This window comes from Pseudomonas sp. AF32 (genome assembly GCF_022342325.2).
Classification (GTDB): domain Bacteria; phylum Pseudomonadota; class Gammaproteobacteria; order Pseudomonadales; family Pseudomonadaceae; genus Aquipseudomonas; species Aquipseudomonas uvaldensis.
In genome coordinates this window covers 23,421-50,413 of the sequence record NZ_RQJK02000015.1, presented here as the reverse complement: position 1 = coordinate 50,413, position 26,993 = coordinate 23,421, and the positions used below count along the sequence as shown (strand labels likewise).

Annotated in this window: 24 protein-coding genes; 14 read left to right on the top strand and 10 right to left on the bottom strand. The window is 61.4% G+C overall.

Annotated elements, in window-relative coordinates; all coding sequences use genetic code 11:
• Positions 1 to 4 precede the first annotated feature (4 nt).
• The 3 genes from EGM97_RS15430 to EGM97_RS15420 all read right to left on the bottom strand — a co-directional run bounded on the left by EGM97_RS15430 (position 5) and on the right by EGM97_RS15420 (position 2,249).
• Positions 5 to 643, bottom strand: coding sequence for a helix-turn-helix domain-containing protein (locus EGM97_RS15430; protein ID WP_238962119.1), 639 nt, complete (start codon positions 641 to 643; stop codon positions 5 to 7).
• Positions 640 to 972, bottom strand: coding sequence for a type II toxin-antitoxin system HigB family toxin (locus EGM97_RS15425; protein WP_238962120.1), 333 nt, complete (start codon positions 970 to 972; stop codon positions 640 to 642). The genes EGM97_RS15430 and EGM97_RS15425 overlap by 4 nt, the downstream gene beginning before the upstream one ends.
• Positions 973 to 1,049: 77 nt before the next feature.
• A complete protein-coding gene (locus EGM97_RS15420; RefSeq protein ID WP_238962121.1) occupies positions 1,050 to 2,249 on the bottom strand; it encodes a XylR family transcriptional regulator in 1,200 nt (399 codons plus the stop codon).
• A 145-nt stretch (positions 2,250 to 2,394) separates the two neighbouring features.
• Between EGM97_RS15420 and xylA the strand changes: the two genes are divergently transcribed.
• The 6 genes from xylA (at position 2,395) to EGM97_RS15390 (ending at position 10,399) form a co-directional block, all read left to right on the top strand.
• Complete coding sequence (gene xylA, locus EGM97_RS15415) at positions 2,395 to 3,711, top strand: xylose isomerase (protein ID WP_238962122.1); 1,317 nt, start codon at positions 2,395 to 2,397, stop codon at positions 3,709 to 3,711.
• Positions 3,712 to 3,857: 146 nt separating this feature from the next.
• A complete protein-coding gene (gene xylF / locus EGM97_RS15410) occupies positions 3,858 to 4,859 on the top strand; it encodes a D-xylose ABC transporter substrate-binding protein (protein WP_238962123.1) in 1,002 nt (333 codons plus the stop codon).
• 178 nt (positions 4,860 to 5,037) lie between these two features.
• A complete protein-coding gene (gene xylG / locus EGM97_RS15405) occupies positions 5,038 to 6,594 on the top strand; it encodes a D-xylose ABC transporter ATP-binding protein (protein ID WP_238962124.1) in 1,557 nt (518 codons plus the stop codon).
• Positions 6,595 to 7,731: a sugar ABC transporter permease gene (locus EGM97_RS15400; RefSeq protein ID WP_238962125.1), complete on the top strand. Its 1,137-nt coding sequence runs from the start codon at positions 6,595 to 6,597 to the stop codon at positions 7,729 to 7,731. It begins immediately after the preceding gene.
• Positions 7,732 to 7,868: 137 nt separating this feature from the next.
• A complete protein-coding gene (gene fabF / locus EGM97_RS15395) occupies positions 7,869 to 9,161 on the top strand; it encodes a beta-ketoacyl-ACP synthase II (RefSeq protein ID WP_238962126.1) in 1,293 nt (430 codons plus the stop codon).
• On the top strand, positions 9,161 to 10,399 hold the full coding sequence (locus tag EGM97_RS15390) for a multidrug effflux MFS transporter (protein WP_275300602.1): 1,239 nt from the start codon (positions 9,161 to 9,163) through the stop codon (positions 10,397 to 10,399). Before fabF ends, EGM97_RS15390 begins: the two co-directional genes overlap by 1 nt.
• A gap of 29 nt (positions 10,400 to 10,428) precedes the next feature.
• On the opposite strand, the gene EGM97_RS15385 is transcribed toward EGM97_RS15390, so the two are convergent.
• On the bottom strand, positions 10,429 to 11,352 hold the full coding sequence (locus tag EGM97_RS15385; RefSeq protein ID WP_238962128.1) for a LysR family transcriptional regulator: 924 nt from the start codon (positions 11,350 to 11,352) through the stop codon (positions 10,429 to 10,431).
• Positions 11,353 to 11,467: 115 nt separating this feature from the next.
• On the opposite strand from EGM97_RS15385, the gene EGM97_RS15380 reads away from it, so the two are divergent.
• Positions 11,468 to 12,463, top strand: coding sequence for an aldo/keto reductase (locus EGM97_RS15380; protein ID WP_238962129.1), 996 nt, complete (start codon positions 11,468 to 11,470; stop codon positions 12,461 to 12,463).
• A 145-nt stretch (positions 12,464 to 12,608) separates the two neighbouring features.
• On the opposite strand, the gene EGM97_RS15375 is transcribed toward EGM97_RS15380, so the two are convergent.
• Positions 12,609 to 13,571, bottom strand: a complete 963-nt coding sequence (locus EGM97_RS15375; RefSeq protein WP_238962130.1) for a sensor domain-containing diguanylate cyclase — start codon at positions 13,569 to 13,571, stop codon at positions 12,609 to 12,611.
• A gap of 163 nt (positions 13,572 to 13,734) precedes the next feature.
• Here EGM97_RS15375 and EGM97_RS15370 point away from each other — a divergent pair, with 163 nt between their 5' ends.
• Positions 13,735 to 14,559, top strand: a complete 825-nt coding sequence (locus tag EGM97_RS15370) for a helix-turn-helix transcriptional regulator (protein ID WP_238962131.1) — start codon at positions 13,735 to 13,737, stop codon at positions 14,557 to 14,559.
• A gap of 12 nt (positions 14,560 to 14,571) precedes the next feature.
• Here the strand turns inward: EGM97_RS15370 and EGM97_RS15365 are convergent, their stop codons facing one another.
• Positions 14,572 to 15,159: a LysE family translocator gene (locus tag EGM97_RS15365; RefSeq protein WP_238962132.1), complete on the bottom strand. Its 588-nt coding sequence runs from the start codon at positions 15,157 to 15,159 to the stop codon at positions 14,572 to 14,574.
• A 198-nt stretch (positions 15,160 to 15,357) separates the two neighbouring features.
• Between EGM97_RS15365 and EGM97_RS15360 the strand changes: the two genes are divergently transcribed.
• A complete protein-coding gene (locus tag EGM97_RS15360) occupies positions 15,358 to 16,812 on the top strand; it encodes a TrkH family potassium uptake protein (RefSeq protein WP_238962133.1) in 1,455 nt (484 codons plus the stop codon).
• Between the two features lie 84 nt (positions 16,813 to 16,896).
• Here EGM97_RS15360 and EGM97_RS15355 read toward each other — a convergent pair whose 3' ends face one another.
• The gene (locus EGM97_RS15355) at positions 16,897 to 17,379 is read right to left on the bottom strand and encodes a hypothetical protein (RefSeq protein ID WP_238962134.1); all 483 of its coding nucleotides are present in this window, start codon (positions 17,377 to 17,379) and stop codon (positions 16,897 to 16,899) included.
• 145 nt (positions 17,380 to 17,524) lie between these two features.
• On the opposite strand from EGM97_RS15355, the gene EGM97_RS15350 reads away from it, so the two are divergent.
• From EGM97_RS15350 to EGM97_RS15340, 3 genes are read left to right on the top strand one after another with little or no spacing between them, the layout of a single operon-like run.
• Positions 17,525 to 18,607 (top strand): bifunctional transcriptional activator/DNA repair enzyme AdaA, encoded by a 1,083-nt coding sequence (locus tag EGM97_RS15350; protein ID WP_238962135.1) that lies wholly within the window; start codon positions 17,525 to 17,527, stop codon positions 18,605 to 18,607.
• Between the two features lie 25 nt (positions 18,608 to 18,632).
• Positions 18,633 to 19,319, top strand: a complete 687-nt coding sequence (locus EGM97_RS15345) for a DNA-3-methyladenine glycosylase family protein (RefSeq protein WP_238962136.1) — start codon at positions 18,633 to 18,635, stop codon at positions 19,317 to 19,319.
• A 44-nt stretch (positions 19,320 to 19,363) separates the two neighbouring features.
• On the top strand, positions 19,364 to 19,852 hold the full coding sequence (locus tag EGM97_RS15340; RefSeq protein ID WP_238962137.1) for a GFA family protein: 489 nt from the start codon (positions 19,364 to 19,366) through the stop codon (positions 19,850 to 19,852).
• Positions 19,853 to 20,002: 150 nt separating this feature from the next.
• Here the strand turns inward: EGM97_RS15340 and EGM97_RS15335 are convergent, their stop codons facing one another.
• Entirely contained in the window at positions 20,003 to 20,608 is a 606-nt protein-coding gene (locus tag EGM97_RS15335) for a MiaE family protein (protein ID WP_238962138.1), read from the bottom strand.
• Positions 20,609 to 20,766: 158 nt separating this feature from the next.
• Between EGM97_RS15335 and EGM97_RS15330 the strand changes: the two genes are divergently transcribed.
• On the top strand, positions 20,767 to 21,630 hold the full coding sequence (locus tag EGM97_RS15330; RefSeq protein ID WP_238962139.1) for a universal stress protein: 864 nt from the start codon (positions 20,767 to 20,769) through the stop codon (positions 21,628 to 21,630).
• Between the two features lie 168 nt (positions 21,631 to 21,798).
• Here EGM97_RS15330 and EGM97_RS15325 read toward each other — a convergent pair whose 3' ends face one another.
• On the bottom strand, positions 21,799 to 22,269 hold the full coding sequence (locus EGM97_RS15325) for a DUF1289 domain-containing protein (protein ID WP_238962140.1): 471 nt from the start codon (positions 22,267 to 22,269) through the stop codon (positions 21,799 to 21,801).
• Between the two features lie 418 nt (positions 22,270 to 22,687).
• Between EGM97_RS15325 and acnB the strand changes: the two genes are divergently transcribed.
• Entirely contained in the window at positions 22,688 to 25,288 is a 2,601-nt protein-coding gene (gene acnB, locus EGM97_RS15320; protein WP_238962141.1) for a bifunctional aconitate hydratase 2/2-methylisocitrate dehydratase, read from the top strand.
• A 280-nt stretch (positions 25,289 to 25,568) separates the two neighbouring features.
• On the opposite strand, the gene EGM97_RS15315 is transcribed toward acnB, so the two are convergent.
• Positions 25,569 to 26,849, bottom strand: a complete 1,281-nt coding sequence (locus tag EGM97_RS15315) for a serine/threonine transporter (RefSeq protein WP_238962142.1) — start codon at positions 26,847 to 26,849, stop codon at positions 25,569 to 25,571.
• Between the last annotated feature and the right edge of the window lie 144 nt (positions 26,850 to 26,993).

The window sequence follows — 26,993 nt, the reverse complement described above, 5'->3', positions numbered from 1 at the left end:
AGTCCTACTCTTTTGCCGGGTCCTTGGCGGTTTTCTTGCGCTTACTGGAAGCGCCCACCTTGTACTCGTCGGTAGCAGCCTCCGTCACTGCATGTGCAGCCAGAGGTTCACTGCGGGAATGATAATAAGCGGGGGCTTTCTTCACGGCGGGTCGAACCGTTTCCATGCGAGCTGCCTTGGCCGGCGCCGTCGGCACGAAAGCACTTGGGTCCATCGCGAACCGCTTTGCCAGTGCATAGGCCATCTTGTGACTGATAGGCCTGTCTCCGCTGAGCACTTTCGACACCGCCGTCTTGTCACCGATCTCGGGAAGATCCGATCCGGTCAGCCCGAGGGTTTCCATCAAGTCCCTGATCAGTTGCACCGGGGTGCATGTCGCCTCGAGGGCGGCATTGGATTCGCGAAACTGGTCGGACTCGCGTTGGTAAGCCAGGATTGCATCCTCGAGCTCGATGAGAATCTTCTCCTCCACCTTGCTCAGTTCGCGACCATCGGTGAGTTCATCGAGCAGGTCGGTCGCCCGTTCATAGTCGGCAGGCGTCTTGATTCCATGCACGAACTCACCGCGCAGGCGGTCCAGTACTGCTTGCAGCTCACCGAGGGTTGCGATCACGGTCTGGAGGTGGTTTGGGGCTGCGCTCATCTCTTTATCCCTTTGTTTCTTGCATACCAGACGTTCGCGACGTCGTAGTCGGCATGTGTGTAGATGTGTTTGACGTAGAACTTCTGCCGGATGTAGTTGATACCGCCTATCACCCTGAGGTTGTTGCCGCCTACGTCAATCACGACCCAGTTCACTGCGGCCCTGGGCTTGAACAGGTCGATACCGTGCGTACCGAAAAGTCCTTGCAGGTCCGCGAATGCTGTCGGACGGGCCATCTTCAAAAGGCGCAGGCAGCGATCGAGCCCGGCCTTGTCGTTCGGGTATAGAACTGCTGCGTCGTCAAAACGTGATGGCTTGAGTATATCCATGGGCTTCCCTGTCCTTGAGCCGGATGCTACTCCAGTTGTGTTTTTTCACAACCTGAATTTATCGGCATCGGTAAAATTCAAAGCGCGCGCATTGGAGAATGCTCGCGCTCCCCTTGCTGATACTGCCTCGGCGTGCACCCAAACTCCCGACGAAATACTGTGTGCAGATATTGCGCCGACTTGAAGCCGCAGTTCCGGGCCACGTCCGCAATCGCCAGATCCGTCTTCTGCAACCCGCTGGCAGCGGCCGCCAATTTGAACCGCAGGATCTCGTCATGCACGCTGCGTCCTCGCTCCCTGCGAAAATGCGCCTCAAGCGATGACCGCGAGACCCCGACATATCCCGCCACTTGGGCGGTCTTGATGCCCTGGCAGGCGTACTGGCGGATAAAGAGCAGGGCTTGCATGACGTAGGGGTTACCCAGCGGCTGATGCAGGCTCGACGCCTGGACGTTGATTGCGTCCGGAGGGATCAGCACCTGAGTGCCCGAAGACGGCATGCCATGCAACATCTGGTGGAGCAGCCGTGCGGCGGTCCGCCCCATGGTTTCGGTGCCCTGGATGACTGAGCTCAGCGGTACCCGGGTCAAGCTTCGGGTCAGAGGGTCGTTGTCGATGCCGATCAGCGCCACTTGCTCCGGTACGGCGATACCGGCCGTCAGGCAGGCTTGCAGCAATTGCCGGGCTCGCGCATCGCTGACGGCGATGATGCCGATGGGTTTGGGCAGGCTTTGCAGCCAGGCGATCTGCTGTTCGACGGCGCTGTCCCAGAGCGGTGCGCTGGTACCCATGCCGCGATAGACCTCGGCCGGCAGGCCATCGCGTTGCACCAGTGAGCGAAAGGCCTTTTCCCGCTCCTGCGCCCAGCGATTGGCTTGCGATTCAGGCAGGCTGAAGCAAGCGAAGCGCGTCAACCCGGCTTCGATCAAGTGTTCGTACGCCAGCTTGATCAAGGCGAAGTTATCGGTGGCGACATAAGGAATGCCCTTGGGGTAGGCGCCCTCGTCCTGGTAGGACCCACCCACGGCCACCACGGGCATGCGGATCCCGGCCAGCGCCTCACCGATCTGCGGGTCGTCGAAGTCGGCGATGATTCCGTCGCCCTGCCAGCGCTCGATGCCTCTCAATCGGCAGAGGAAATCCTCTTCCAGGAACAGATCCCAAGAGGCGCGAGTACTGCTCAGGTAATTGCCGATACCGCTGATGATGCCGCGGTCATAGATCTTGCTGCCATTGAACAACAGCGCAATGCGGTGGACAGGAGGCACGGTTTTCATTGTCTGGACCCTGGGCCGGAAACACCGAGACGGTCAGTGCAGATTACTACTCAAAATCGCACCACGCTTTGGTGATTTTCATAATCGGCAACCTTGGAGCCGTTGCTAGTATCGAGACACCGCCAAGAACAACAAGGAAATTGCAATGCCTTACTTTCCCGTTGTCGACAAGATTCGCTACGAGGGGCCTGCCAGCGACTCGCCCCTTGCCTTTCGCCACTACGACGCCAACAAACTCATCCTTGGCAAACCCATGCGCGAGCACCTGCGCATGGCGGTCTGCTATTGGCACTCATTCGTCTGGCCGGGGTCGGACGTGTTTGGCGCCGGTACCTTCAAGCGCCCCTGGCACCAGGCCGGGGATCCGATGGCCGTGGCCATCGGGAAGGCCGAGGCAGCCTTCGAGTTTTTCTCCAAACTGGGCGTCGACTACTACTGCTTCCATGACACCGATGTCGCCCCCGAAGGCCACTCGCTGAAGGACTACCGCAACCACTTTGCCCAGATGATCGATCATCTGGAACGCCATCAGGAGCAGACCGGGATCAAGTTGCTGTGGGGCACCGCCAACTGCTTCAGTCATCCGCGCTTTGCCGCCGGCGCCGCCACCAACCCGGACCCGGAAGTGTTCGCCTGCGCTGCCGCCCAGGTGTTCAGCGCCCTGAACGCCACCCAACGCCTCAAAGGCGCCAATTACGTGCTGTGGGGCGGGCGCGAAGGCTACGAAACCCTGCTCAACACGGACCTGAAACGCGAGCGCGAGCAGTTGGGCCGCTTCATGGGCATGGTGGTCGAGCACAAGCACAAGATCGGCTTCAAGGGCGACCTGCTGATCGAACCCAAGCCCCAGGAACCGACCAAGCACCAATACGACTACGACAGCGCCACAGTCTTCGGCTTCCTGCAACAGTTCGGCCTGGAGAAAGAAATCAAGGTCAACATCGAGGCCAACCATGCGACCCTGGCCGGTCACAGTTTCCATCACGAGATCGCCACGGCCGTTTCGCTGGGGATCTTCGGCAGCATCGATGCCAACCGCGGCGATCCGCAGAACGGCTGGGACACCGACCAGTTTCCCAACAGCGTCGAGGAAATGACCCTGGCCGTTTATGAAATTCTCAAGGCCGGCGGCTTCAGCAATGGCGGCTTCAACTTCGACGCCAAGGTCCGGCGCCAGAGCGTGGACGAGATCGATCTGTTCTACGGCCACATCGCCGCCATGGACGTGCTTGCCCTGTCTCTGGAACGCGCCGCCGCCATGGTGCGCAATGACCGGCTCCAGCAACTCAAGGATCAACGCTACGCCGGTTGGCAACAGCCTTTCGGTCAGGCAGTTCTGGCGGGCGAGTTCAGCCTCGCCTCGCTGGCCGAGCACGCCTTCGCCAACGAACTGAATCCCCAGGCCGTCAGCGGTCGGCAGGAGATGCTCGAAAACGTAGTCAACCGGTTCATCTACCCCTGACGACGGGAGGACCGGGGGCGCCGCGAGGCTGTTACATTCTCGCGACAAATCTCTGCTCGCGTCGCCCCGCGACTCTCTACAGTTCTACCGGCATTACGTTCACCGTCAGGCAGTGTCTTTCAAACAACAATAAAAGGACGCAACCCATGAAAACTTTCAAACGCACGTTGCTCGCCGGCGCCCTGGCCCTGCTGTCGCTTCCGGTCATGGCCGACGCCACCCACCCGAAGATCGGTTTCTCCATCGATGACCTGCGCCTGGAACGCTGGTCGCGTGACCGGGATTACTTCGTCGCGGCGGCGGAAAAACTCGACGCCAAGGTCTATGTGCAATCGGCCGATGCCAACGAGCAGAAACAGATTTCGCAGATCGAAAACCTCATTTCCCGTGGCGTCGATGTGATCGTCATCGTGCCGTTCAACGCCACCGTGCTGACCAACGCCGTCGCCGAAGCCAAGAAGGCCGGAATCAAGGTCGTGTCCTATGACCGACTGATCCTGAACGCCGATATCGACGCCTACATTTCCTTCGATAACGAAAAGGTTGGTGAAATGCAGGCCAGCGGCGTGTTGAAGGCGGCGCCCAAGGGCAATTATTTCCTGCTGGGTGGCGCGCCGACGGACAACAACGCCAAGGTCCTGCGCGAAGGCCAGATGAAGGTGCTGCAACCGGCCATCGACAAGGGCGATATCAAGATCGTCGGCCAGCAATGGGTGAAGGAATGGAACCCCACCGAAGCCTTGAGCATCGTTGAAAACGCCCTGACCCGGAACAACAACAAGATCGATGGCATCGTCGCCTCCAACGACGCCACCGCCGGCGGCGCCATCCAGGCCCTGGCCGCACAGAAACTGGCCGGCAAGGTACCGATCTCGGGCCAGGATGCCGACCTCGCGGCGGTCAAGCGGGTGCTCGACGGCACCCAGACGATGACCGTCTACAAGCCACTGAAACTGATCGCCTCGGAGGCCGCCAAGCTCTCGGTGCAACTGGCACGCAACGAGAAACCGGCCTTCAGCTCGCAGTACGACAATGGCAGCAAGAAAGTCGACACCATCCTGCTGACGCCCACACCGTTGACCAAGGACAACATCGACCTGCTGGAAAAGGACGGGTTCTACACCAAGGCGCAGCTCGCCGGGCAGTGACCGGCGCAATGCGATTGAACCTGTGGGAGCGGGCTTGCTCGCGAATGCGGTGTATCAGCCAGCTACGTTTGTGACTGATTCACCGCTTTCGCGAGCAAGCCCGCTCCCACAGGGTTGCGCCTGATTTTGGCATTAAGACGAACCTGGCCCTGCGGCCATATCTCTTCGAGCCTTCCTCATGTCCGACTACCTCCTGCAAATGAACGGCATCGTCAAGACCTTCGACGGCGTCAAGGCCCTCAACGGCATCGACATCAAGGTCAGGCCCGGTGAATGCGTTGGCCTGTGCGGCGAGAACGGCGCCGGCAAATCCACGCTGATGAAAGTGCTGTCGGCGGTCTATCCCTACGGCACCTGGGACGGTGAAATCCTCTGGGACGGCCAGCCGCTCCGGGCGCAATCGATCAGTGAAACCGAAGCCGCCGGGATCGTCATCATTCACCAGGAACTGACGCTGGTTCCCGACCTGTCGGTGGCCGAGAACATCTTCATGGGCCACGAGCTGACGCTGCCCGGCGGACGCATGAACTATCCGGCGATGATCCACCGCGCCGAAGCCCTGATGCGCGAACTCAAGGTACCGGACATGAACGTCTCGCTGCCGGTGTCCCAGTACGGCGGCGGCTACCAGCAACTGGTGGAGATCGCCAAGGCGTTGAACAAACAGGCGCGCCTGCTGATTCTCGATGAACCGTCATCGGCCCTGACCCGCTCGGAAATCGAAGTGTTGCTGGACATCATCCGTGACCTCAAGGCCAAGGGCGTGGCGTGCGTGTACATTTCCCACAAGCTCGATGAAGTCGCTGCCGTATGCGACACCATTTCAGTGATCCGCGATGGCAAACACATCGCCACCACCGCCATGGCCGACATGGACATCCAGAAAATCATCACCCAGATGGTCGGGCGGGAAATGAGTAACCTCTACCCCACCGAACCCCATGACATCGGCGAGGTGATCTTCGAAGCGCGCCACATCACCTGCTACGACGTCGACAACCCCAGGCGCAAACGGGTCGACGACATTTCGTTCGTCCTCAAGCGCGGGGAAATCCTCGGTATCGCCGGGCTGGTGGGCGCCGGCCGCACCGAACTGGTGTCGGCACTGTTCGGTGCCTATCCCGGTCGCCACGAAGGCGAGGTCTGGCTCGACGGCCAACCGGTCGACACGGGCACGCCGCTCAAGTCGATCCGCGCCGGCTTGTGCATGGTGCCCGAAGATCGCAAGCGCCAGGGCATCATTCCGGACCTGGGGGTGGGCCAGAACATTACGCTGGCCGTGCTGGAAAACTATTCGAAAATGACCCGCATCGACGCCGAAGCGGAGCTGGGCTGCGTTCACCGGGAAATCTCGCGCATGCACCTCAAGACGGCCAGCCCGTTCCTGCCGATCACCGGACTTTCCGGCGGCAACCAACAGAAGGCCGTGCTGGCGAAGATGCTCCTGACCAAACCCCGCGTGCTGATTCTCGACGAGCCTACCCGAGGCGTCGACGTCGGGGCCAAGTACGAGATCTACAAACTGATGGGCGCGCTGGCGGCCGAAGGCGTGTCGATCATCATGGTGTCTTCGGAACTGGCCGAAGTGCTGGGAGTTTCCGACCGCGTGCTGGTGATCGGCGAAGGCCAGTTGCGTGGCGACTTCGTCAATCAGGGACTCACCCAGGAACAAGTGCTCGCCGCCGCGCTCAGCCATCCAGACAGTCATGACAACAAAGATCGGAAGTCCGCGTAGATGAATCAGGTCAAACAACTTTTCAGCCGCTACAAAATGCTCGCGCTGGTGATTGCCGTGGCGGTCATCTGGTTGTTCTTCAGTTGGCAAACCGACGGCGGGTTCCTGACGCCGCGCAACCTGTCCAACCTGCTGCGGCAAATGTCCATCACCGGCATCCTCGCCTGCGGCATGGTGCTGGTGATCATCAGCGGCGAAATCGACCTGTCGGTGGGCTCGTTACTCGGGTTGCTGGGGGGCCTGGCGGCGATCCTCGATGTGGTCTACCACATCCCACTGCTGGCGAACCTGAGTCTGGTGGCCTTGTGCGGACTGATGATCGGCCTGGGCAACGGCTACATGACCGCCTACCTGCGCATTCCGTCGTTCATCGTCGGTCTGGGCGGCATGCTGGCCTTCCGCGGGATTCTGTTGGGCGTGACCGGCGGGACCACCATCGCCCCGGTATCACCGGAGTTGGTCTATGTCGGCCAGGGTTATTTACCCCACACCGTGGGGACCGGGCTGGGCGTGCTGTTGTTTGCCCTGACCCTGTTCCTGACCTGGAAACAGCGCCGCAACCGCGCCCTCCATGGTCTGGCCGCCCATTCATGGGTGCGTGACGTGTTGCGCGTGGTGCTGATCGGCGTGGTGCTGGCCGGGTTCGTCTATACCCTGAACAGCTACGACGGCATCCCGGTGCCGGTGCTGCTCCTGCTGATCCTGCTGGGGGTCTTCAGCTATGTCACCAGCCAGACCGTGTTTGGCCGACGGGTCTATTCAGTGGGCAGCAATATGGAAGCCACGCGGCTGTCCGGCATCAACGTGCAGGCGGTAAAACTGTGGATCTTCGGCATCATGGGGGTGATGTGCGCCCTCGCCGGCATGGTCAACACCGCCCGCCTCGCCGCGGGCTCGCCTTCGGCGGGCAACATGGGCGAACTCGACGCCATCGCTGCCTGCTTCATCGGCGGCACCTCCATGCGCGGTGGCTCCGGCACCGTCTACGGTGCCCTCCTCGGTGCACTGGTGATCACCAGCCTGGACAATGGCATGTCCATGCTTGATGTCGACAGTTACTGGCAGATGATCGTCAAGGGCAGCATTCTGGTGTTGGCGGTGTGGGTGGATGTGAGTACGCGAACCGGACGGCGGTGATATCGCGGGCAGGCTGTGGCAAATTGTGACCATTGACTTTATTAGTCACCTGACTAAAACTGATTTTCCGTCGAACCTGGCCGGTGAATGGGCCGGCGCGGTCCGACGGGCGCCGAATCAGTAATGACGAGGGTCAAATGATTAATTCCAAAGGTCGCAAGCGGATTGTAGTCACGGGGGCCGGCATCGTCGGTCCGCTGGGGTGTGGCGTCGAAGAAGTATGGCGTCGTTTGCTCGACGGACGCTCAGGCATCCGTCGACTTCCCGACGAGATGGTCGAGGGCACGGGGGTCGCGGTAGGTGGCCAGGTGCCGACGCTGGAAGAAGACGCCGTGGCCGGTTACACGCCGGACCGGTTCATCCCGGCGAAAGAACGCAAGAAGATGGATCGCTTCATCGAATTCGCACTGGTCGCCGCCCACGAAGCGCTGGAGCAGGCAGGCTGGCATCCGACACAGGCGTCCCGGCAAGAGCGGACGGCTACGATCATCGCGTCGGGCGTCGGAGGTTTCGCAGCGATTGCCGAGGCCATTCGTATCACCGATACCCGCGGTCCTCGCCGGCTATCGCCGTTCACGGCCCCCTCCTTCCTGGCGAACATGGCGGCAGGACACGTCTCTATCCAGAACGGTTTCAAAGGCCCCCTCGGTGCGCCGGTGACAGCCTGCGCCGCCGGTGTGCAGGCCATTGGCGATGCGGCCCGTCTCATCGCCAGCGATGAAGCAGACATCGCCATCTGCGGCGGCACGGAGGCGGCGATGGATCGTGTGACCCTGGGTTGCTTTGCCGCCGCCCGGGCGCTGTCCACGCATTCGGCGGAGCAACCTGAAACCGCCTCGCGCCCATTCGATCGCGACCGCGATGGTTTCGTCATGGCTGAAGGCGCCGGGCTGCTGGTCATCGAGTCACTGGAACATGCGCTTGCCCGAGGCGCCACGCCCCTGGCGGAACTGGTGGGTTATGGCACCAGTGCCGATGCCTACCACCTGACCGCGGGCCCCGAAGACGGCAACGGTGCACGACGCGCCATGGAACAGGCGCTGCGCCAGGCTGGAGTGGACGCCAGCGAGGTCCAGCACATCAATGCCCATGCCACCTCGACCCAGGTCGGCGACAAGGGCGAGCTGGCCGCGATCAAGTCGGTATTCGGGACCGGTTCAAACGTGGCGATCACCTCCACCAAGTCCGCCACTGGCCATTTGCTCGGCGCCGCGGGAGGCATCGAGGCGATCTTTACGGTATTGGCGCTGCGTGACCAGATCGTGCCTCCTACCCTGAACCTGTCCAGCCCCGATGAGGCTGCCGATGGATTGGACCTGGTTGGCCTCAGCGCCCGGAAAATGCCCATCACCTACGCACTGTCCAATGGCTTTGGCTTTGGTGGGGTGAATGCCAGCGTGTTGTTCCGTCGCTGGGAAGCTGCATCGTGATGGCCGGACCGCAGGCACCTTCGCTGCCGCGAACCGAGGGCGAGACCGCCGCTGCCCCCACCACCGGGCAGTCGGCGCTGACCGGCAGGATCGTGGCGCTGTTGGCCGGCCTCGCTGCGATCAGCATTCTGTCCACCAACATCATCCTTCCGGCCTTTGCCGATATCGGGCGAGAGCTTGGCGTGCCAACGCGGGCGCTGGGCCTGACCCTTTCCAGTTTCTTCATCACGTTCGCACTGGCCCAGCTCATCGTCGGCCCGCTGGCGGATCGGTATGGTCGCAAGAAACTGGTTCTCGGCGGCTTATCCATATTCGTGGCGGGGACGGCCGTCGCAGGCTTCGCCACTTCCCTGGAAATGCTCCTGCTTGGACGGATTATCCAGGCATTGGGGGTCTGCGCGGCGGCGGTGCTTTCCCGCGCCATCGCTCGCGATCTGTTCGAAGGCGAAAGTCTGGCCCGGGCCTTGTCGCTGACGATGATCGCCACGGCTGCCGCGCCGGGCTTTTCCCCGCTGATCGGTAGCCTGGTGACCTCGACGCTGGGTTGGCGGGCGATCTTCGGGCTTGTCGCTCTGGCGGCCTTCGCCATCGCGATCTTCTATGCCCGTGGGCTCGGGGAAACGCACCCAGCCGAGCGGCGTGCCCCGCTTTCGCCACTGAGCGTTCTTTCGGCGTACGGCGGCTTGCTGCGCGACCGCCGCTTCGTGCTTCCAGCCGTGTCGGTGAGCCTGTTGATGAGCGCACTGTTCGCTTCTTTCGGCGCGGCTCCGGCCATCCTGATGAGCGGGATAGGCCTGACATCTCTGGAGGCCGGGTGGTATTTCGCCGCGACTGTATTCGTCGTGTTCGCGGCGGGCATGGCGGCTCCGCACCTGGCCCGACGCTATGGCAGTCGGCGGGTTGCCGCCCTGGGCTTCGCCACCGCACTGGCGGGCGGACTTGTGCTGATCGTTGGCCCCGCCGATCCGGGGCTGGCCTGGTACTCCCTGTCGATGGTCATCTTCCTGTGGGGTATGGGCCTTGCGAACCCGTTGGGAACGGCCATTACCCTGGGCCCCTTCGGTAAAGAAGCCGGCCTCGCCTCTGCGCTGCTGGGTTTTCTCACCATGGGCGCGGCAGCGATAACGACGTGGTTGGGCTCGGCATCGGACCTCGCACCGGTGACCACCCTGGGCGCCACGCAGGCCAGCGTCTGTCTGATGGCGATCATCCTGTTCCTGTTTACACGTCGTACCTGAACCACGTGTCGCGCGCTGATGGCCGATCGTCAGGCCTTGACCATCAGCGCTGCCTGCGTATCCGCAATCCGGTGCAACAGCTCGATGACCCAATCGATGAACACACGTACCCGGGGCGACAATTGGCGGTGCGGCGGGTACACGATTGAGATCGGCCAGGTTGGTACGGCATAGGCATCCAGCACCTGCACCAGACGTCCCTCGTCAAGCTGCCGCTGCACGTGGTAACGCGGCACCTGGATCAAGCCGAAACCCGCTTCGCACGCCGTGACGTAAGCATCGGCATTGTTGACCGTCAGCTCACCCGGCAACTGCAACTCACGCACCTGCCCCGCCACCTCGAACTCGAACGGGAAATACCGCCCGTTGCCCGCCCCGAAGTTGATCGCACTGTGGCCGTCCAGATCCTCCAGTTGGCGCGGGGTACCCAAGCGGGCCAGGTAGGCCGGGCTGGCGCACGTCAATTGGTTCAACCGTACGATGGGCCGCGCCACCAGTCCCTGATCCACGATATTGCCGGCGCGGATCGCGCAATCCACGCCTTCACGTTGCAGGTGCACCTGCCGGTCGTGAAAACCCAGGTCCAACCGCAGCAGCGGGTAACGTCGATAAAAATCCTGCAGGTGCGGCAGGATCCAGGTGCAACCAAAGGCAATCGGCATATCTACTTTCAAGGCGCCGCGAGGCTGGCTGCGTTGCACCGACATCGAGCCCTCGAGGTCATCGAGATCGTCCAGCAGCCGACCGCAACGCTCGTAATAAGCCTCGCCATCGAGGGTCGCACGCACCTGCCGCGTGGTGCGCTGGAGCAGCTGCACGCCCAGATGTGCCTCCAACTGTTGAATCAACAGGCTGACCGTGGCCCGAGGCAACCCGAGATCATCGGCGGCCTTGCCGAAACCACCCAACTCAACGATCCGCCTGAACACTTGCATGGCTTGTAAGCGATCCATCATTCGCACCCAATTATTCGTGAATCACGAACAGTTAAACCAAATACCCAGGCTTTATCCAGTCATCTGTCCAGCGGAAACTGAGCCGGTCACTGATAACCAAGGAGATCCCATCATGAAAACCCGCCAACTGGGCCACGAAGGCCCCTACGTTTCCGCCATCGGCCTGGGCTGCATGGGCATGTCGGATTTCTACACCACGGGTGTGGACGAACGGGAAGCCGTCGCCACGCTGCATCGCGCACTGGAGTTGGGCGTCACACTGTTCGACACCGCTGACATGTATGGGCCGTACACCAACGAGGAGTTGCTCGGTCGGGCCCTGCGAGGCAAGCGTGAGGGCATCTACCTGGCGAGCAAGTTCGGCCTGGTGCGCAGCGACGATCCTCACGCCCGAGGCGTCAACGGGCGCCCCGAATACGTCAGGCAATCCATCGATGGCAGTCTCAAGCGCCTGGGTACCGACTATCTCGATCTCTATTACCAACATCGCATTGACCCCCAGGTGCCGGTCGAGGAAACGATTGGCGCCATGGCCGACTTGGTCAAGGCTGGTAAGGTGCGCCACATCGGTATTTCCGAAGCCAGCGCCGACACCATCCAAAGGGCCCACGGAGTGCATCCCCTGGCGGCGGTCCAGAGCGAATTCTCCCTATGGTCGCGGGACCCCGAACACAACGGCGTGCTGGAGACCTGCCGTCGCCTGGGAATAGCGTTCGTTGCCTATAGCCCTCTGGGGCGCGGCTTCCTGACGGGTGAGCTCAAAAGCCCGGATGACTTCGCCGCCGATGACTATCGCCGCTTCAACCCTCGCTTCCAGGCCGACAATTTCTATCGCAACCTGGCGCTGGTGGATCGGGTCAGAACCATGGCGGCAAGCAAAGGGGTCAGCGCTTCCCAACTGGCTTTGGGCTGGGTATGGGCCCAGGGTGAACACGTCATTCCGATCCCGGGCACCAAGCAACGCAAGTACCTGGAAAGCAATGTGGCGGCTGGGGCGGTTGTGCTGGATAAAGAGGAATTGCGCCAGTTGGATGGGATTTTCGGCGCCGACGGCGTGGTTGCGGGTGAGCGGTACGGTGCCCAGCCAATGACGCTGTTGAATGGTTGAGCGCATACCCGACGCGGCATACCAGGCTCTGTTTGAGAAGTCTTGAGACGAAGGTCAGGCAAGGCGAAAACAGCCGAGCAAGCGCAGCATTGCGAGGCGGTTTTCAACGCAGCATGAACGAGTATCAAGGCTTTTCAGACAGAGCCTAGCGACGCAGCGCTTGCTTGTGCGCATACATGGCCGCATCCGCGTCGGCCAACAGGCTGTCGATCGACGCGTGGCGCTGCGGTTCATATTCGATCTGGCCCACGCTGAAGCGGATGTCATAGCCGCGCTGCAACGTTGCATTTCGTTCATCCAGGATTTCCTGGAGCCGTGCCATTACCGACGCTATCTCGACATGGGAAGCCCCCGTGAGCAACGCCACGAATTCATCCCCACCCAAACGGCCAATCACGTCACTTTCGCGAAAGGCGATGCGCAGCACGTCGGCAAAGATTTTCAGCGCATGGTCGCCCTCGGCGTGGCCAAAATGGTCGTTGACCGCCTTGAAACCGTTGAGGTCGAAGAACAGTAACGTCGCCGGGCGCGCCAAGCGATCACAGACGCCCAGGGCATGCTGGGCAAGAGTCTTGAAACCACGCCGGTTGGACAGCAGCGTCAGTTCGTCCATGCTCGCCATCTGCACGGCAATCAACTCCTGCTCGGCCATGCGCGCCAGGTCGCGCAACAACTCGCGTTCCTCGCTGTTCAGTTTGCGGGGACGGGTATCGATCAGGCACAACGTCCCCAACTTGGTACCATCGTCCAGCCCCAGCGGCTGCCCGGCATAGAAGCGAATGCCCGGCTCGTTCACCACCAGCGGATTGTCGCAGAACCGCTCGTCTTGCTCCGCATCGCAGATTTCCAGGACGTGATCCTGCAAAATCGCATGCCCACAGAAGGAAATTTCGCGTGAAGATTCACTGGCGTCCAGGCCGGCATTGGATTTGAACCACTGTCGATCGGCGTCCACCAGGGACACCAACGCAATGGGCACATCGAACAGGCGTCGGGCCAGCCGGGTCAACCGATCAAAACGCTCCTCCGGCGCGGTGTCGAGCAGCTTGAGCGCTTGCAGATTCTTGAGGCGGACCGCTTCATTGTCAGGTTTACCTGGCGCGAGCATCGTGAACTCCATTGAGGGGACTTCTTGCAGTAGGATCCAGCTGGAGTCTAGTCCAGCCCTGCGTCCCTTCAACGCCTGACGAGCCCGGGCTGCAAATCCCACGGGCATTTACGGACCAAGGCTAATACACTGCGACACAGGTTCAACATGAGGACGCCACCCGATGAAGCCCGTCCACCCAGATGACACGCCGCGCTTCTGGCGTGACGCCGCCCTGCCCTTCATCGAAGCCCGGGCCATCGCCGACGGACGCAAGGTCTGTTATTCGCGTCACGCTCACGATCACTTCTCCATCGGAGCGATTACCGCCGGGTGCAGCACTTACCTTCACGAGCAGTCGACCTTCCGGGTTGAAAGCGGCACGGTCGTGCTGATGAACCCCGGCGACGTTCATGCCTGCAACCCCATCGACAATCAAGCCTGGTCCTATGTGATGTTGTATGTCGACACCCAGTGGCTAACGGACTTGCAACAGCGGATCGGCTTTGACGAAGCCCCGGATTTCCAGGGCTTTGCCACCACCCATAGCCGCGACATCGAACTCTTCCGCGCCTTGCTGGAGCTGTATCGGCTCCTGGTGGATGAACGGATCGACACCCGGCGCAAACAGTCCGCCGCCGAAGCGTTCTTCACCGATTTGCAACAACGTCTCAACCCAGCGGGTCGTCCGGACCGAGGCAGCCATCCGGGCCTGATGCGGGCCGCGCAATTCATCCACGACCACTGCACCGAAGCCTTGAAGCTCGAAGACATTTGCGCCGCCGCGCAGCTTTCGCCGTCCTACCTGAGCCGGGCCTTCAAGCGCCATTACGGGATGACGCCACATGCTTTTCTGGTCAACCGACGGATCCAGTTCGCCCGCCGTCAACTGCGCGAAGGCAGGCTGATCGCCGATGTCGCGCTGGACAGTGGCTTTGCCGACCAGGCGCATTTCCAACGGGCCTTCAAGCAGCACCTGGCGGCGACGCCTGGCCAGTATCGTGGCTGACGCCGGGCAATCTCAGGGCAGCAGCAGGTACACCGCACTGACAACCAGCAGCGCCGCCATGGTCCGATTGAACAGGCGCATGGTCGCCGGGTTGCCCAGCCAGGCCCGCAAAAAACTCCCGGCATAGGCCCAGCAGCCCACCGAGACGTAACAGATCACCAGGTAAATGGCCGCGAATTGCCAGACCAGCCGCGCTTCACCATCCGCCACGAATGCCCCCATTCCCGCCACGCAAGCCAACCAGGCCTTGGGGTTGAGCCATTGCATCAGCGCGCCATGGAACATCGACGGCGCCCTTCCCGCCTCTGCAGCGCCGAGGTCTCCATCATCCAGCGCCAGCTTCCAGGCCATGAACAATAGAAACCCCACGCCTCCCAGTTGCACCACCCGCGTGAGACCAGGCCAATGCTGCAAGACTTCATGCAACCCCAGCCCCATCAGCACCAGCAGCAATACAAATCCCAGGGTTGCGCCGGCCACATGGCCCAATGTGGCGCGAAAACCGTAACGGGCTCCGGAACTGAGCGCCACGATATTGACCGGCCCCGGTGTAATGGAGGCGACCAGCGCAAAAGCCGCCATGGAAAATATCAGACTCATCGCCATACCTTCTTCTTGTCTGTGAGGTGGCGATCAGGATAAATGGCGTGCTACTCGGGGTATTGGACAAAACTGCCCAGCGAACTTCGCCAACCATGGCCACCTGAGCAGCGCCGTCCTGGCTCTTTTTACTCAAACTTTACGCTGCATCCGTCCGGAGAAATCGATACTGGGCGGCTCATTCACCGGACGCACACCATGTCTTTTGCGGTATTACGGTTCATCGGCTTCATTCTCGGCATTTTCTTGATCACCCTGGCCGCCAGCATGGCGATCCCGCTCCTGACGCTCATGTTGTACGAGCGAAACGATGACCTGTCCGCCTTCCTGTGGTCGAGTCTGATCACCCTTGTCTGCGGCATCGCCCTGGTGGCGCGCGGTCGCCCAGAGCACACGCATATGCGCCCCAGGGACATGTACCTGCTGACCAGCGCCAGTTGGATCATCGTTTGCGCATTCGCCGCCCTGCCAATGGTGTTCATCCAGCACATCAGCTACACCGACGCTTTTTTCGAGACGATGTCGGGCATCACGACCACCGGTTCGACCATCCTGACGGGCCTGGACAATGCGTCCCCCGGCCTGTTGATCTGGCGCTCGATGCTGCACTGGCTTGGCGGCATCGGCTTTATCGGCATGGCCGTGGCGATCCTGCCGCTGCTGCGGGTCGGCGGCATGCGCCTGTTCCAGACCGAATCATCGGACTGGTCGGAAAAAGTCACCCCGCGCTCCCATGTCGCGGCGAACTACATCCTGTGGATCTACACGGGCCTGACCGCTCTGGCGGCCCTGGCCTTGTGGTGGGCCGGCATGACCCCCTTCGAAGCGATCAATCACGCCATGTCGCTCATTTCCACGGGAGGCTTTTCTACCTCGGATGCGTCCCTCGGGCATTGGCCTCAACCGGCCATCCACTGGGTATCGGTGGTGGTGATGATGGCCGGTTCCCTGCCCTTTACCCTGTATGTCGCCACCCTGCGCGGCAACAGGCGTGCGTTGCTCAGGGATCAGCAAGTCAGAGGATTTGTCGGCTTCCTGGTCATCACCTGGCTCGTGGTCGGGACCTGGCTGAGCCTGAACAGCGATCATTCTTGGTGGGACGCGGTGCGTATCGTGGCGGTCAATGTGACGTCGGTAGTGACCACCACAGGCGTCGCACTGGGCGATTACACCCTCTGGGGGAGTTTTGCCTTGCTGCTGTTTTTCTACCTGACATTTGTCGGCGGCTGTTCGGGCTCAACGGCCGGCGGACTCAAGATCTTTCGCTTCCAGGTGGCTGGCGAGTTGCTCATGGGCAGTTTGAAACAGCTGATCCATCCACGGGCGGTGATCCAGAAAAAGTACAACAACCGTCCCATTGACGAAGAGATCGTCCGTTCGTTGCTGACCTTTTCGTTTTTCTTCACCGTCACCATCGGCGGCATCGCCCTGGGGCTGGCGCTGATCGGTCTGGACTGGACAACCGCCTTGACCGGCGCAGCCACCGCCGTGTGCAACGTGGGGCCGGGGCTGGGATCGATCATCGGGCCAGCCGGCAACTTTTCGACCTTGCCGGACGCGGCCAAATGGCTCTTGACCGTTGGCATGTTGCTCGGCCGATTGGAGATTCTGACCGTCCTGGTACTGTTCACGCCCATGTTCTGGAAATACTGAGCGCTTGGTTTGTTGCACGAATACCCGGCCCAATAAAAAACCGCGACACCTTGGCAAGAGGCGTCGCGGCTTGTTTAGTGGCAATCAGCGGTCGTTCTTGATCGACGAGCTGGTCGCGTTGGTCAGGCCCTTGGTGTTGTGAGTACCGGGCGTTGTGGCGGAAATCGCCGACGCCTTGGTCAACCCACGGGTATCACGGTCCTTGGCGATGCTCGACGTCACGGAAGCATGAGTCTCACTGGTACGGTCGGTGCGCGTGGTGCCGGTGTGCTTGCCGCTCAAGCCGTGGTCGCGAGTACGGGTGCCGGAATGATCGCTGCTCAAGCCCAGACCATGACCGCTGGAGTCGCCGGACTTGCCACTGCCATGGCCATTGCCACCACCATGACCGCCGCCATTGCCGCCTCCGTTGCCGCCTCCATTACCACCACCGCCGCCACCACCGTTACCGCCACCTGCGGCGTAACTTGCGCCAATTGGAGACAGGTCGGCCGGCAGCAAGGCAGAAGCACCGAGCATCAGGGCACAGACCGCAACGGCGATAAAGGATTTCTTATGTTTGGACATGATGTCTCCGAAAGACAAAAACAACGGTTGAACCTCTAAGACTCGAAGGTTCAATTTTTGTTCGCGGCAATCCGATAAACGACTCACAAAATTCACTGTCGATTTTTCGGTGGAGACCTCCCGGACTCGTCTTTATGCTCAACCCATGAACAGACAAGACTCGCGACTCCCGCCCCATGCCGAGATGGTCCGCGCCATGCTCGAACGAGACACCGCCTACGAAGGCGTGTTCTTCACTGCGGTCAAGACCACCGGCATTTTCTGTCGCCCCGCTTGCACGGCACGCAAGCCGAAGCCGGAGAACGTCGAGTTCTTCGCCCATGCCGACGAAGCCATGTCGGCCGGCTACCGCGCCTGCCTGCGCTGCAAGCCCCTGGACGCCGCCGCTATCGCGCCGGATTGGATCCAGGCGCTGCTCAAGGCCGTAGACGCCGAACCCGACCTGCGCTGGACCGACGCCTTGTTGCTGGAGCAAGGCATCGAGCCGCTGAAGCTGCGGCGCTGGTTCAAGCAGCATTTCGGCATGACCTTTCATGCGTATCTGCGTACCCGACGCCTGGGCATCGCCCTGGGAGGGATCAAGGAAGGTTCGTCCATCGACAGCGCGGCATTCGATTCAGGCTATGAATCCCTGAGCGGGTTCCGCGATGCCTTCGTGAAGTCCTTCCATATCACCCCGGGCCGGGCCGCCCTCAGCGAACCCTTGCTCTTTACACGCCTGACCACGCCGCTGGGGCCCATGTTGGCGATGGCCGAGCGGCGCGGCCTGGTGCTGCTGGAGTTCCTGGATCGTCCGGCCCTGACCCGAGAGATCGAAGAGTTGCAACAACGCTATGGCTACACCGTTGCACCGGGGCATAACGCGCATCTGCAGCAAATCGAAACCGAACTGGCGGACTATTTCGCGGGTAGCCTCACTGCATTCAAAGTCCCGCTGCATATGCCGGGCAGTGCATTCGCCATCCGTGTCTGGGCCGAACTGCAAAAGATCCCCTACGGCGAAACCCGCAGCTACGGCGCCGTCGCGGCGATGCTCGGCAGCCCCGGCGCCAGCCGCGCCGTCGGCCTGGCCAATGGACAGAATCGACTGGCAATCGTTATTCCCTGCCATCGGGTGATCGGTGCGGATGGTTCGTTGACCGGCTATGGTGGCGGACAGCCGCGCAAAGCCTTTCTGCTGCGGCTGGAAAAAGCCGCGGTGCAGGTTTCGCTGCCCCTGGCGTTTTGACGGATCTGGCGAGACGAATCCCCCGATGCCCGTGCCATACCGCGATGCCAGCGCTTTCCTGGCGAACCTCGACGAGGACTGGCGACGCCACGTCGAAACGGTCGGCCCCTGCCTGTTGCAACCCAAGCCGACCCGCGAGCCTTATGAAGCCCTGGTCCGGGCCATTGCCTACCAACAATTGCATGCCAAGGCAGGCGATGCGATTTTTGGCCGGTTGTTGGCCCTGTTCCCCGCACAGGACTTTCCCACGCCCGAACAGATCCTGGCGACGGACTTCGAACAGCTGCGTGCCTGCGGATTCTCGGCCAGCAAGATCACGACGATCCACGGCATCGCCCAAGCGGCCCTGGACGGCGTGGTGCCGGATTACCCGACGGCCCTGGCCATGGACGATGAAGCCCTGATCGAGCGCCTGGTCACCCTGCGCGGCGTCGGCCGTTGGACCGTGGAGATGCTGTTGATCTACAGCCTGGAACGGCCGGATATCCTGCCGGTCGACGATTTTGGCGTTCGCGAAGGATATCGTCGCCTCAAGCGGCTGGAAAAACAGCCCAGCCGCAAGCAGATGATCGAGATTGGCCTGGCGTGGAGCCCCCATCGGACCGTCGCGGCGTGGTATTTGTGGCGGGTGCCCAGCCGCTCTGTGGGAGCCGAGCTTGCTCGCGAAGGGGCCAGCACTGTCGCCTGTTACCCCACTGACCGCAAACGCTGAACGTCTACGCTATCCAGGGTCATTCATTCTCCGTGGAGATCCCCATGCACCTCGAAGGCTCCTGTCACTGCGGCGCGGTGTCATTCAGTCTGGACAGCGCTCATCCCTATCCTTACCAACGCTGCTACTGCTCGATCTGTCGCAAGACCCAGGGCGGTGGCGGTTATGCGATCAACCTGGGCGGCGATGCCCGCACGCTCAAGGTACGGGGTCGCAAGCACATCTCGGTCTATCACGCACGGCTCAAGGACGCAGGTGACAAACGCGCCCACCGCAGCAGCGCCGAACGGCATTTCTGCTCCCTTTGCGGTTCGGGACTCTGGCTGTTCAGCCCCGAATGGCCGGAACTGATTCACCCTTTCGCCTCGGCCATCGACACGCCGCTGCCGGTGCCGCCGGAGCACACTCACCTGATGCTCGGGTCCAAGGCATCCTGGGTCGAGGTCGACGCGCACCCGCACGACCAGCGGTTCGACGTCTATCCGCGGGAGTCCATCGCCCAGTGGCATGAACGGCTGGGCTTGGCCGGTTGAGATTGCATATCCAGGGTGACCACTGAATCCCAGGCGTCCAGGAATTCTGTGGGAGCCGGGCTTGCCCGCGATGACGGCGGCACATCCAGCCTCGCTTGGACAGGTACACCGCTATCGCGAGCAAGCTCGGCTCCCACGGTGGACGCACCGCTACAGCGCGGGCACGCCACTGTGGAAACGAAACTCCACATCCGGCGATTCGATCAGCTCGCGCTCGGCCTCACGAACCTTGTCGATCACCCGTGCGATGTCATCGGCGTCGCCATACTGGTAGGCCAGTTTCAGATACCCTTGGAAGTGTCGGGCTTCGCTTTTCAGCAGGCCGAAGTAGAACTTGCCCAATTCCTCGTCCAGGTGCGGCACCAGCGCCTCGAAACGCTCGCAACTGCGGGCTTCGATGAAAGCGCCGACCACCAGCGTATCCACCAACTTGACCGGCTCGTGGCTACGCACGACCTTGCGCAGCCCCGAGGCGTAACGCCCGGCGGAGAGCTGGCGCAAGCCAACCTTGCGCTTTTTCATCAGGCGCATGACCTGCTCATGGTGCACCAGTTCTTCCCGGGCCAGGCGCGACATCAGGTTGATCAGGTCGACGTGGGAATGGTACTTGGCGATCAGGCTCAAGGCGGTGCTGGCGGCCTTGAATTCACAGTTCTTGTGATCGATCAGCAAGGTGTCCTGATCGGCCAGCGCGGCCTGGACCCAGGCATCCGGGGTACGGCAGCCGAGGAATTCGTGGATTTCGGGAAGGATCATGGGGCTCACGGGCAAAGGTAGTCGAGCGAAGGGCGCCGATTATACCGGCCTGCCCCCAGACCACCAGCCACCGTCGTTGATATGCGTCAAGTCGACGACTCACCGCCAGCAACTATAGTTGAGCAACACCCTGCCATTTATCGCTGGAGACGCCGATCATGCAAGCCATTCGCAGTATTCTGGTGGTCATCGAACCCGAACACTCGGAAAGTCTGGCGCTCAAGCGAGCCAAGCTGATCGCCGGGGTGACCCAGGCTCATCTGCATCTGCTGGTCTGCGACAAAAAACACGACCATGGCGGCATGCTCAGCGTACTCAAGGCCGGCCTGGTGGCGGATGGGTACAGTGTCACCACGGAACAGGCCTGGAACGAAAGCCTCCACGAAACCATCATCGATGTGCAGCAGGCCGAAGGTTGTGGCCTGGTCATCAAGCAACACTTTGCCGACAGCCCGCTGAAAAAAGCCCTGCTCACCCCGGCGGACTGGAAGCTGTTGCGCCATTGCCCGACCCCGGTGCTGCTGGTGAAAACTGCGGGATCCTGGAAAGACAAGGTGATTCTGGCCGCCGTCGACGTGGGCAATGCCGACGGGGAACACCGGCACCTGCACAACACCATCATCGATCATGGTTATGACATTGCCCTCCTGGCCAAGGCGCACCTTCACGTCATCAGCGCCCACCCCACCCCGATGCTATCGTCCGCCGACCCGACGTTCCAGCTCAAGGAAACCATCGAAGCCCGCTACCGCGAGCAATGCCGCGCCTTCCAGGCCGAATTCGACATCGACGACCAACACCTGCATATCGAGGAAGGGCCGGCGGATGTGCTGATTCCGTATATGGCGCGCAAACTCCAGGCGGCCGTGACAGTAATCGGCACCGTGGCGCGTTCGGGCTTGTCGGGGGTTCTGATCGGCAACACCGCCGAAGCGGTGCTCGATACGCTGGAAAGCGATGTGCTGGTGCTCAAGCCTCAGGAGGTCGAGGACCATCTGGTGGAATTGGCAGTCAAGGAATAAAAACCGCTGTCGTGGCGAGGGGATTTATCCCCGTTGGACTGCGAAGCAGGCCTTATGATTGAAGTGATAGCCTGGCGCACCGAGATACAAGGCCTCGGGTCTGCTACGCAGCCCAGCGGGGATAAATCCCCTCGCCACAGGGGTTGCAGCAGGTCCTCGATCGCAGCATCACCCGCCCATCGCATCCTTGAGGAACCCCGGCGCGATGTAGCGCTGGTAATGCGCTTCGGACAGCAGGAAAAACTCCCGATCGATGGCATCGCGCAAGTCAGGCAGCTCCCAATCGCGAAACTCCGGCAGCAGCACCATGCCATAGGCTTCCAGATTATTGATGACCCGCGCCCCCCGGGCGATCAACTGGTAGGCCCAGCAGTATTCCGACTGCTGGGGCACGAAACGGATCTGCCGACTCACCAGTTGCTGGCGCAGCAGTTCGGGGTCGAAGACTTCCAGCTTGGCGACCATCACCTGCACCAGCAGCTTTTCCAGCCGCAGCCACACCGCCCGTTTCTCGTCCTCGTTATAACCGTTCCAGTGGATCACTTCATGGTGGAACCGCTTGCAGCCACGGCATACCAGGTCACCGTAGACAGTGGAGCAAAGGCCGACGCAAGGGGTCTTGATAAGCTGGTTGGGCATAAGAAACAAGGCACGCAAAAGCAGGACAGGCCGGCATGTTAGCCCTTTGTCTAAGATTGATCACCCCTCAAACCCCGCTCAAACTTCAGGAGCCAACTTACCTTTAATTTTTTTTTCCCGTAGAATCAGCCAGCCTTTTAAGGCGCCAAATGTCCGTTAGAAGCTGTTTTCAAAGCGTCACGAGCACAGTCGTTCCTTCAGAACGGTGTTGGCGAAGGGTCTTTCCAGCGGGGAAAGCCCAACGCCAACCCTCATCAGCTCCCCGTTCTGCAGGCGTAAAACTTTGAAAGCAGCTTCTGTGAGGAACCCCGGCAACGCTGGCATGGTGGCTCAAAAAGCCTCCGACGCGCATGCGTACCGCGGGCTCCTGGATGAGCGTCCCGGACACCCATTTGGGACCACTGATGAGGGTAATACTGTGCTTGAAGCCTACCGCAAACATATCGAAGAGCGCGCAGCACTGGGTATCGTTCCCCAGCCGCTTAACGCCGAACAAACCGCAGGCCTGGTCGAGCTGCTGAAGAATCCCCCGGCTGGCGAAGAAGCTTTCCTCGTTGACCTGATCACCAATCGCGTTCCGCCTGGAGTCGACGAAGCCGCCTACGTCAAGGCCGGTTTCCTCTCCGCCCTGGCCAAGGGCCAGGCCCAATCGCCTCTGCTGGACAAGAAGCGTGCCGTGGAACTGCTCGGCACCATGCAGGGCGGCTACAACATCGTGACCCTGGTGGAACTGCTGGACGACGCCGAGCTGGCGCCGGTAGCTGCCCAGGAACTCAAGCACACCCTGCTGATGTTCGACGCCTTCCACGACGTCGCTGAAAAAGCCAGGAACGGCAACGTCCATGCCCAGGCCGTGCTGCAATCCTGGGCCGACGGCGAGTGGTTCAAGAAGCGCCCGGTGCTGGCCGACAAGATCAGCCTGCGCGTTTTCAAGGTCCCTGGCGAAACCAACACCGACGACCTGTCCCCTGCCCCGGACGCCTGGTCCCGCCCGGACATCCCGCTGCACGCCCTGGCCATGCTGAAAATGGCTCGCGACGGCATCGTGCCTGACGAACAAGGCAAGACCGGCCCGATGAAGCAGATCGAAGAAATGCGCGGCCAGGGTTTCCCGATCGCCTACGTCGGTGACGTGGTCGGTACCGGTTCGTCGCGTAAATCGGCGACCAACTCGGTCCTGTGGTTCTTCGGCGACGACATTCCGTACGTGCCGAACAAGCGTGCCGGCGGCTTCTGCTTCGGCAGCAAGATCGCTCCGATCTTCTACAACACCATGGAAGATGCCGGCGCCCTGCCGATCGAGTTCGACGTGTCGAACATGAACATGGGCGACGTGATCGACCTGTACCCGCATGCCGGCAAGGTCTGCAAGCACGGCACCGATGAAGTCCTGACCACCTTCGAAATGAAGACCCCGGTCCTGCTGGACGAAGTCCGCGCCGGCGGCCGTATCCCGCTGATCATTGGCCGTGGCCTGACCGAGAAGGCCCGCGCCGAACTCGGCCTGCCGCCATCGGACCTGTTCAAGAAGCCTGAAGCTCCGGCCGAAAGCACCAAGGGCTACACCCTGGCGCAGAAAATGGTCGGCAAGGCCTGCGGCGTGAAGGGCGTGCGCCCTGGCACCTACTGCGAACCGAAGATGACCACCGTCGGCTCCCAGGACACCACCGGTCCGATGACCCGTGATGAACTCAAGGACCTGGCGTGCCTGGGCTTCTCCGCTGATCTGGTGATGCAGTCCTTCTGCCACACCGCGGCGTATCCGAAGCCGATCGACGTGACCACCCACCACACCCTGCCTGACTTCATCATGACCCGTGGCGGTGTGTCCCTGCGTCCAGGCGACGGCATCATCCACAGCTGGCTGAACCGCATGCTGCTGCCTGACACCGTCGGCACCGGTGGCGACTCCCACACCCGTTTCCCGATCGGCATCTCGTTCCCGGCCGGTTCCGGCCTGGTAGCCTTCGCTGCCGCCACCGGCGTCATGCCGCTGGACATGCCAGAGTCGATCCTGGTGCGTTTCAAGGGCAAGCTGCAACCAGGCGTCACCCTGCGTGACCTGGTTCATGCCATCCCTTACTACGCCATCCAGAAAGGTCTGCTGACTGTCGAGAAGAAAGGCAAGAAGAACGCCTTCTCCGGCCGCATCCTGGAAATCGAAGGCCTGGAGACCCTGACCGTCGAGCAAGCGTTCGAACTGTCCGACGCCTCGGCCGAACGTTCGGCGGCCGGTTGCACCATCAAGCTGTCCAAGGAATCGATTGCCGAGTACCTGCAATCGAACATCACCCTGCTGCGCTGGATGATCGGCGAAGGCTACGGCGATGCCCGCACCCTGGAGCGTCGTGCCCAGGCGATGGAAGCCTGGCTGGCCAACCCTGAGCTGCTGGAAGCCGACAAGGACGCCGAGTACGCCGAAGTCATCGAGATCGACCTGGCCGACGTCAAGGAGCCTGTGCTCTGCGCGCCGAACGACCCGGACGACGCTCGCCTGCTCTCCAGCGTTGCTGGCGAGAAGATCGACGAAGTGTTCATCGGTTCGTGCATGACCAACATCGGTCACTTCCGCGCCGCCGGTAAGCTGCTGGATCAGGTCAAGGGCCAACTGCCAACTCGTCTGTGGCTGTCGCCGCCGACCAAGATGGACGCTCACCAGCTGACCGAAGAAGGCTACTACGGCATCTACGGCAAGGCCGGTGCACGGATGGAAATGCCAGGCTGCTCGCTGTGCATGGGTAACCAGGCACGCGTGGAGCCAAACTCCACCGTGGTTTCCACCTCGACCCGTAACTTCCCGAACCGTCTGGGTGACGGCGCGAACGTCTACCTGGCCTCGGCCGAGCTGGCATCCGTCGCGTCCATCCTGGGTCGCCTGCCGACCGTCGAGGAGTACATGGAATACGCCGGCAAGATCGACAGCATGGCAGCGGACGTGTACCGCTACCTGAGCTTCGACCAGATCGCCGAGTTCCGTGAAGCGGCTGCAAACGCCAACATCCCGGTCGTCCAAGCCTAAGATTTCGACGCCCGACTAAAAACGCCGCCCCTCCTGCGAGGGGCGGCGTTTTTTTATGCTCGCGATTTGGTTGCAAGCCGTAGCACCGCTATCGCGAGCAGGAGGTTTGTGGTGTACACCCAACCGGAGAACACCCGAGAACCCCTGTGGGAGCGGGCTTGCTCGCGAAGACGGCTGCACACCCAAAATCGATGCCAACTGATCCACCGCTTTCGCGAGCAAGCCCGCTCCCACAGGGGGATTGTGGCGAGCAGCAGGCCCAGATACACCCAGATCCCGGTCAGGCCAGGAGGGAGTAAACCAACGCCGTAATCGCCACCAACCCCACCATCACCACAAACACATTGGACGCCTGGCCGCGGTAGCGGGCCATGGCCGGGATTTTGCGGATGGCGTACATCGGCATCAGGAACAGGATGGCGGCGATGACCGGGCCGCCGAGGGTTTCGATCATGCCCAGGATGCTCGGGTTGAGCGTGGCGACGACCCAGCACACCACCAGCATGAACGCTGCGGTGAGGCGGTCCAGGGTTTTGGGCGCCGGACGACGACCGCTCTTGACGATCAGGCCCTTGAGACCTTCGCTGGCGCCGATGTAGTGGCCAAGGAAGGATTTGGAAATCGCCACGAACGCGATCAACGGCGCGGCAAAGGCAATGGTCGGGTTGCTGAAATGGTTCGCCAGGTACGACAGGATCGACAGATTCTGTGCCTTGGCTTCAACCAGTTGCGCCGGCGACAAGGTCAGCACGCAACTGAACACGAAGAACAGCACCATCACCACCATCAGCACATGAGCGCGGGACAGGATCTGCGAGCTGCGTTCCTCGGCATTGGCGCCGTAGCGACGTTTCTGATCTACCGCAAACGCCGAAATGATCGGGGAATGGTTGAACGAGAACACCATCACCGGAATCGCCAGCCACAGGGTATGCAGCAACGCCGAAGGCTCCGGCACCGTGGACGCGGTGATCAGAATCCCACCATTCCAGTGCGGGATCAGGAACACCGCCAGGAACAGCAACGCCACGATAAACGGATAGACCATCAGGCTCATGGCCTTGACGATCACCTGTTCGCCACACCGTACCACCGCCAGCAGCCCCAGAATCAATACCAGCGACAGCACGGCCCGAGGCGGCGGCTGCATATGCAGCTGGTGCTCCAGAAAGCTGCCCACCGTGTTGGTCAGCGCCACGCTGTAGATCAGCAGGATCGGGAAGATGGCAAAGAAGTACAACAACGTGATCAACGCGCCGGCCTTGATGCCGAAGTGTTCTTCCACCACCTCGGTAATGTCCGCACCGTCTCGACCGGACAACACGAAACGGGTCAGGCCCCGGTGCGCGTAGAACGTCATGGGAAACGCCAGCAGTGCCAGGATCAGCAACGGCCAGAAACCGCCCAGGCCAGCATTGATGGGTAGGAAAAGAGTGCCTGCACCGATGGCGGTGCCAAACAGGCCCAGCATCCAGGTGGTGTCGTGGCGACTCCATTGACTGAGAGTGGCTGGGGCTGTCGCTTCAAAGCGCTCTTCGACGCTATTGGCCTGATCATTCATCCGGTCGGATCTCCGCTTTCCGGTCACGTGCACCCGGCCAGGACGAGTCGGAAAAGCCCGACAGGCAGCGCCCTGACCGAAACAGGGCCGCGATTGTCCGGGATTAGCGAGCAGAAGCAAAGACTTAGCTGAGGAGTGGTTGTA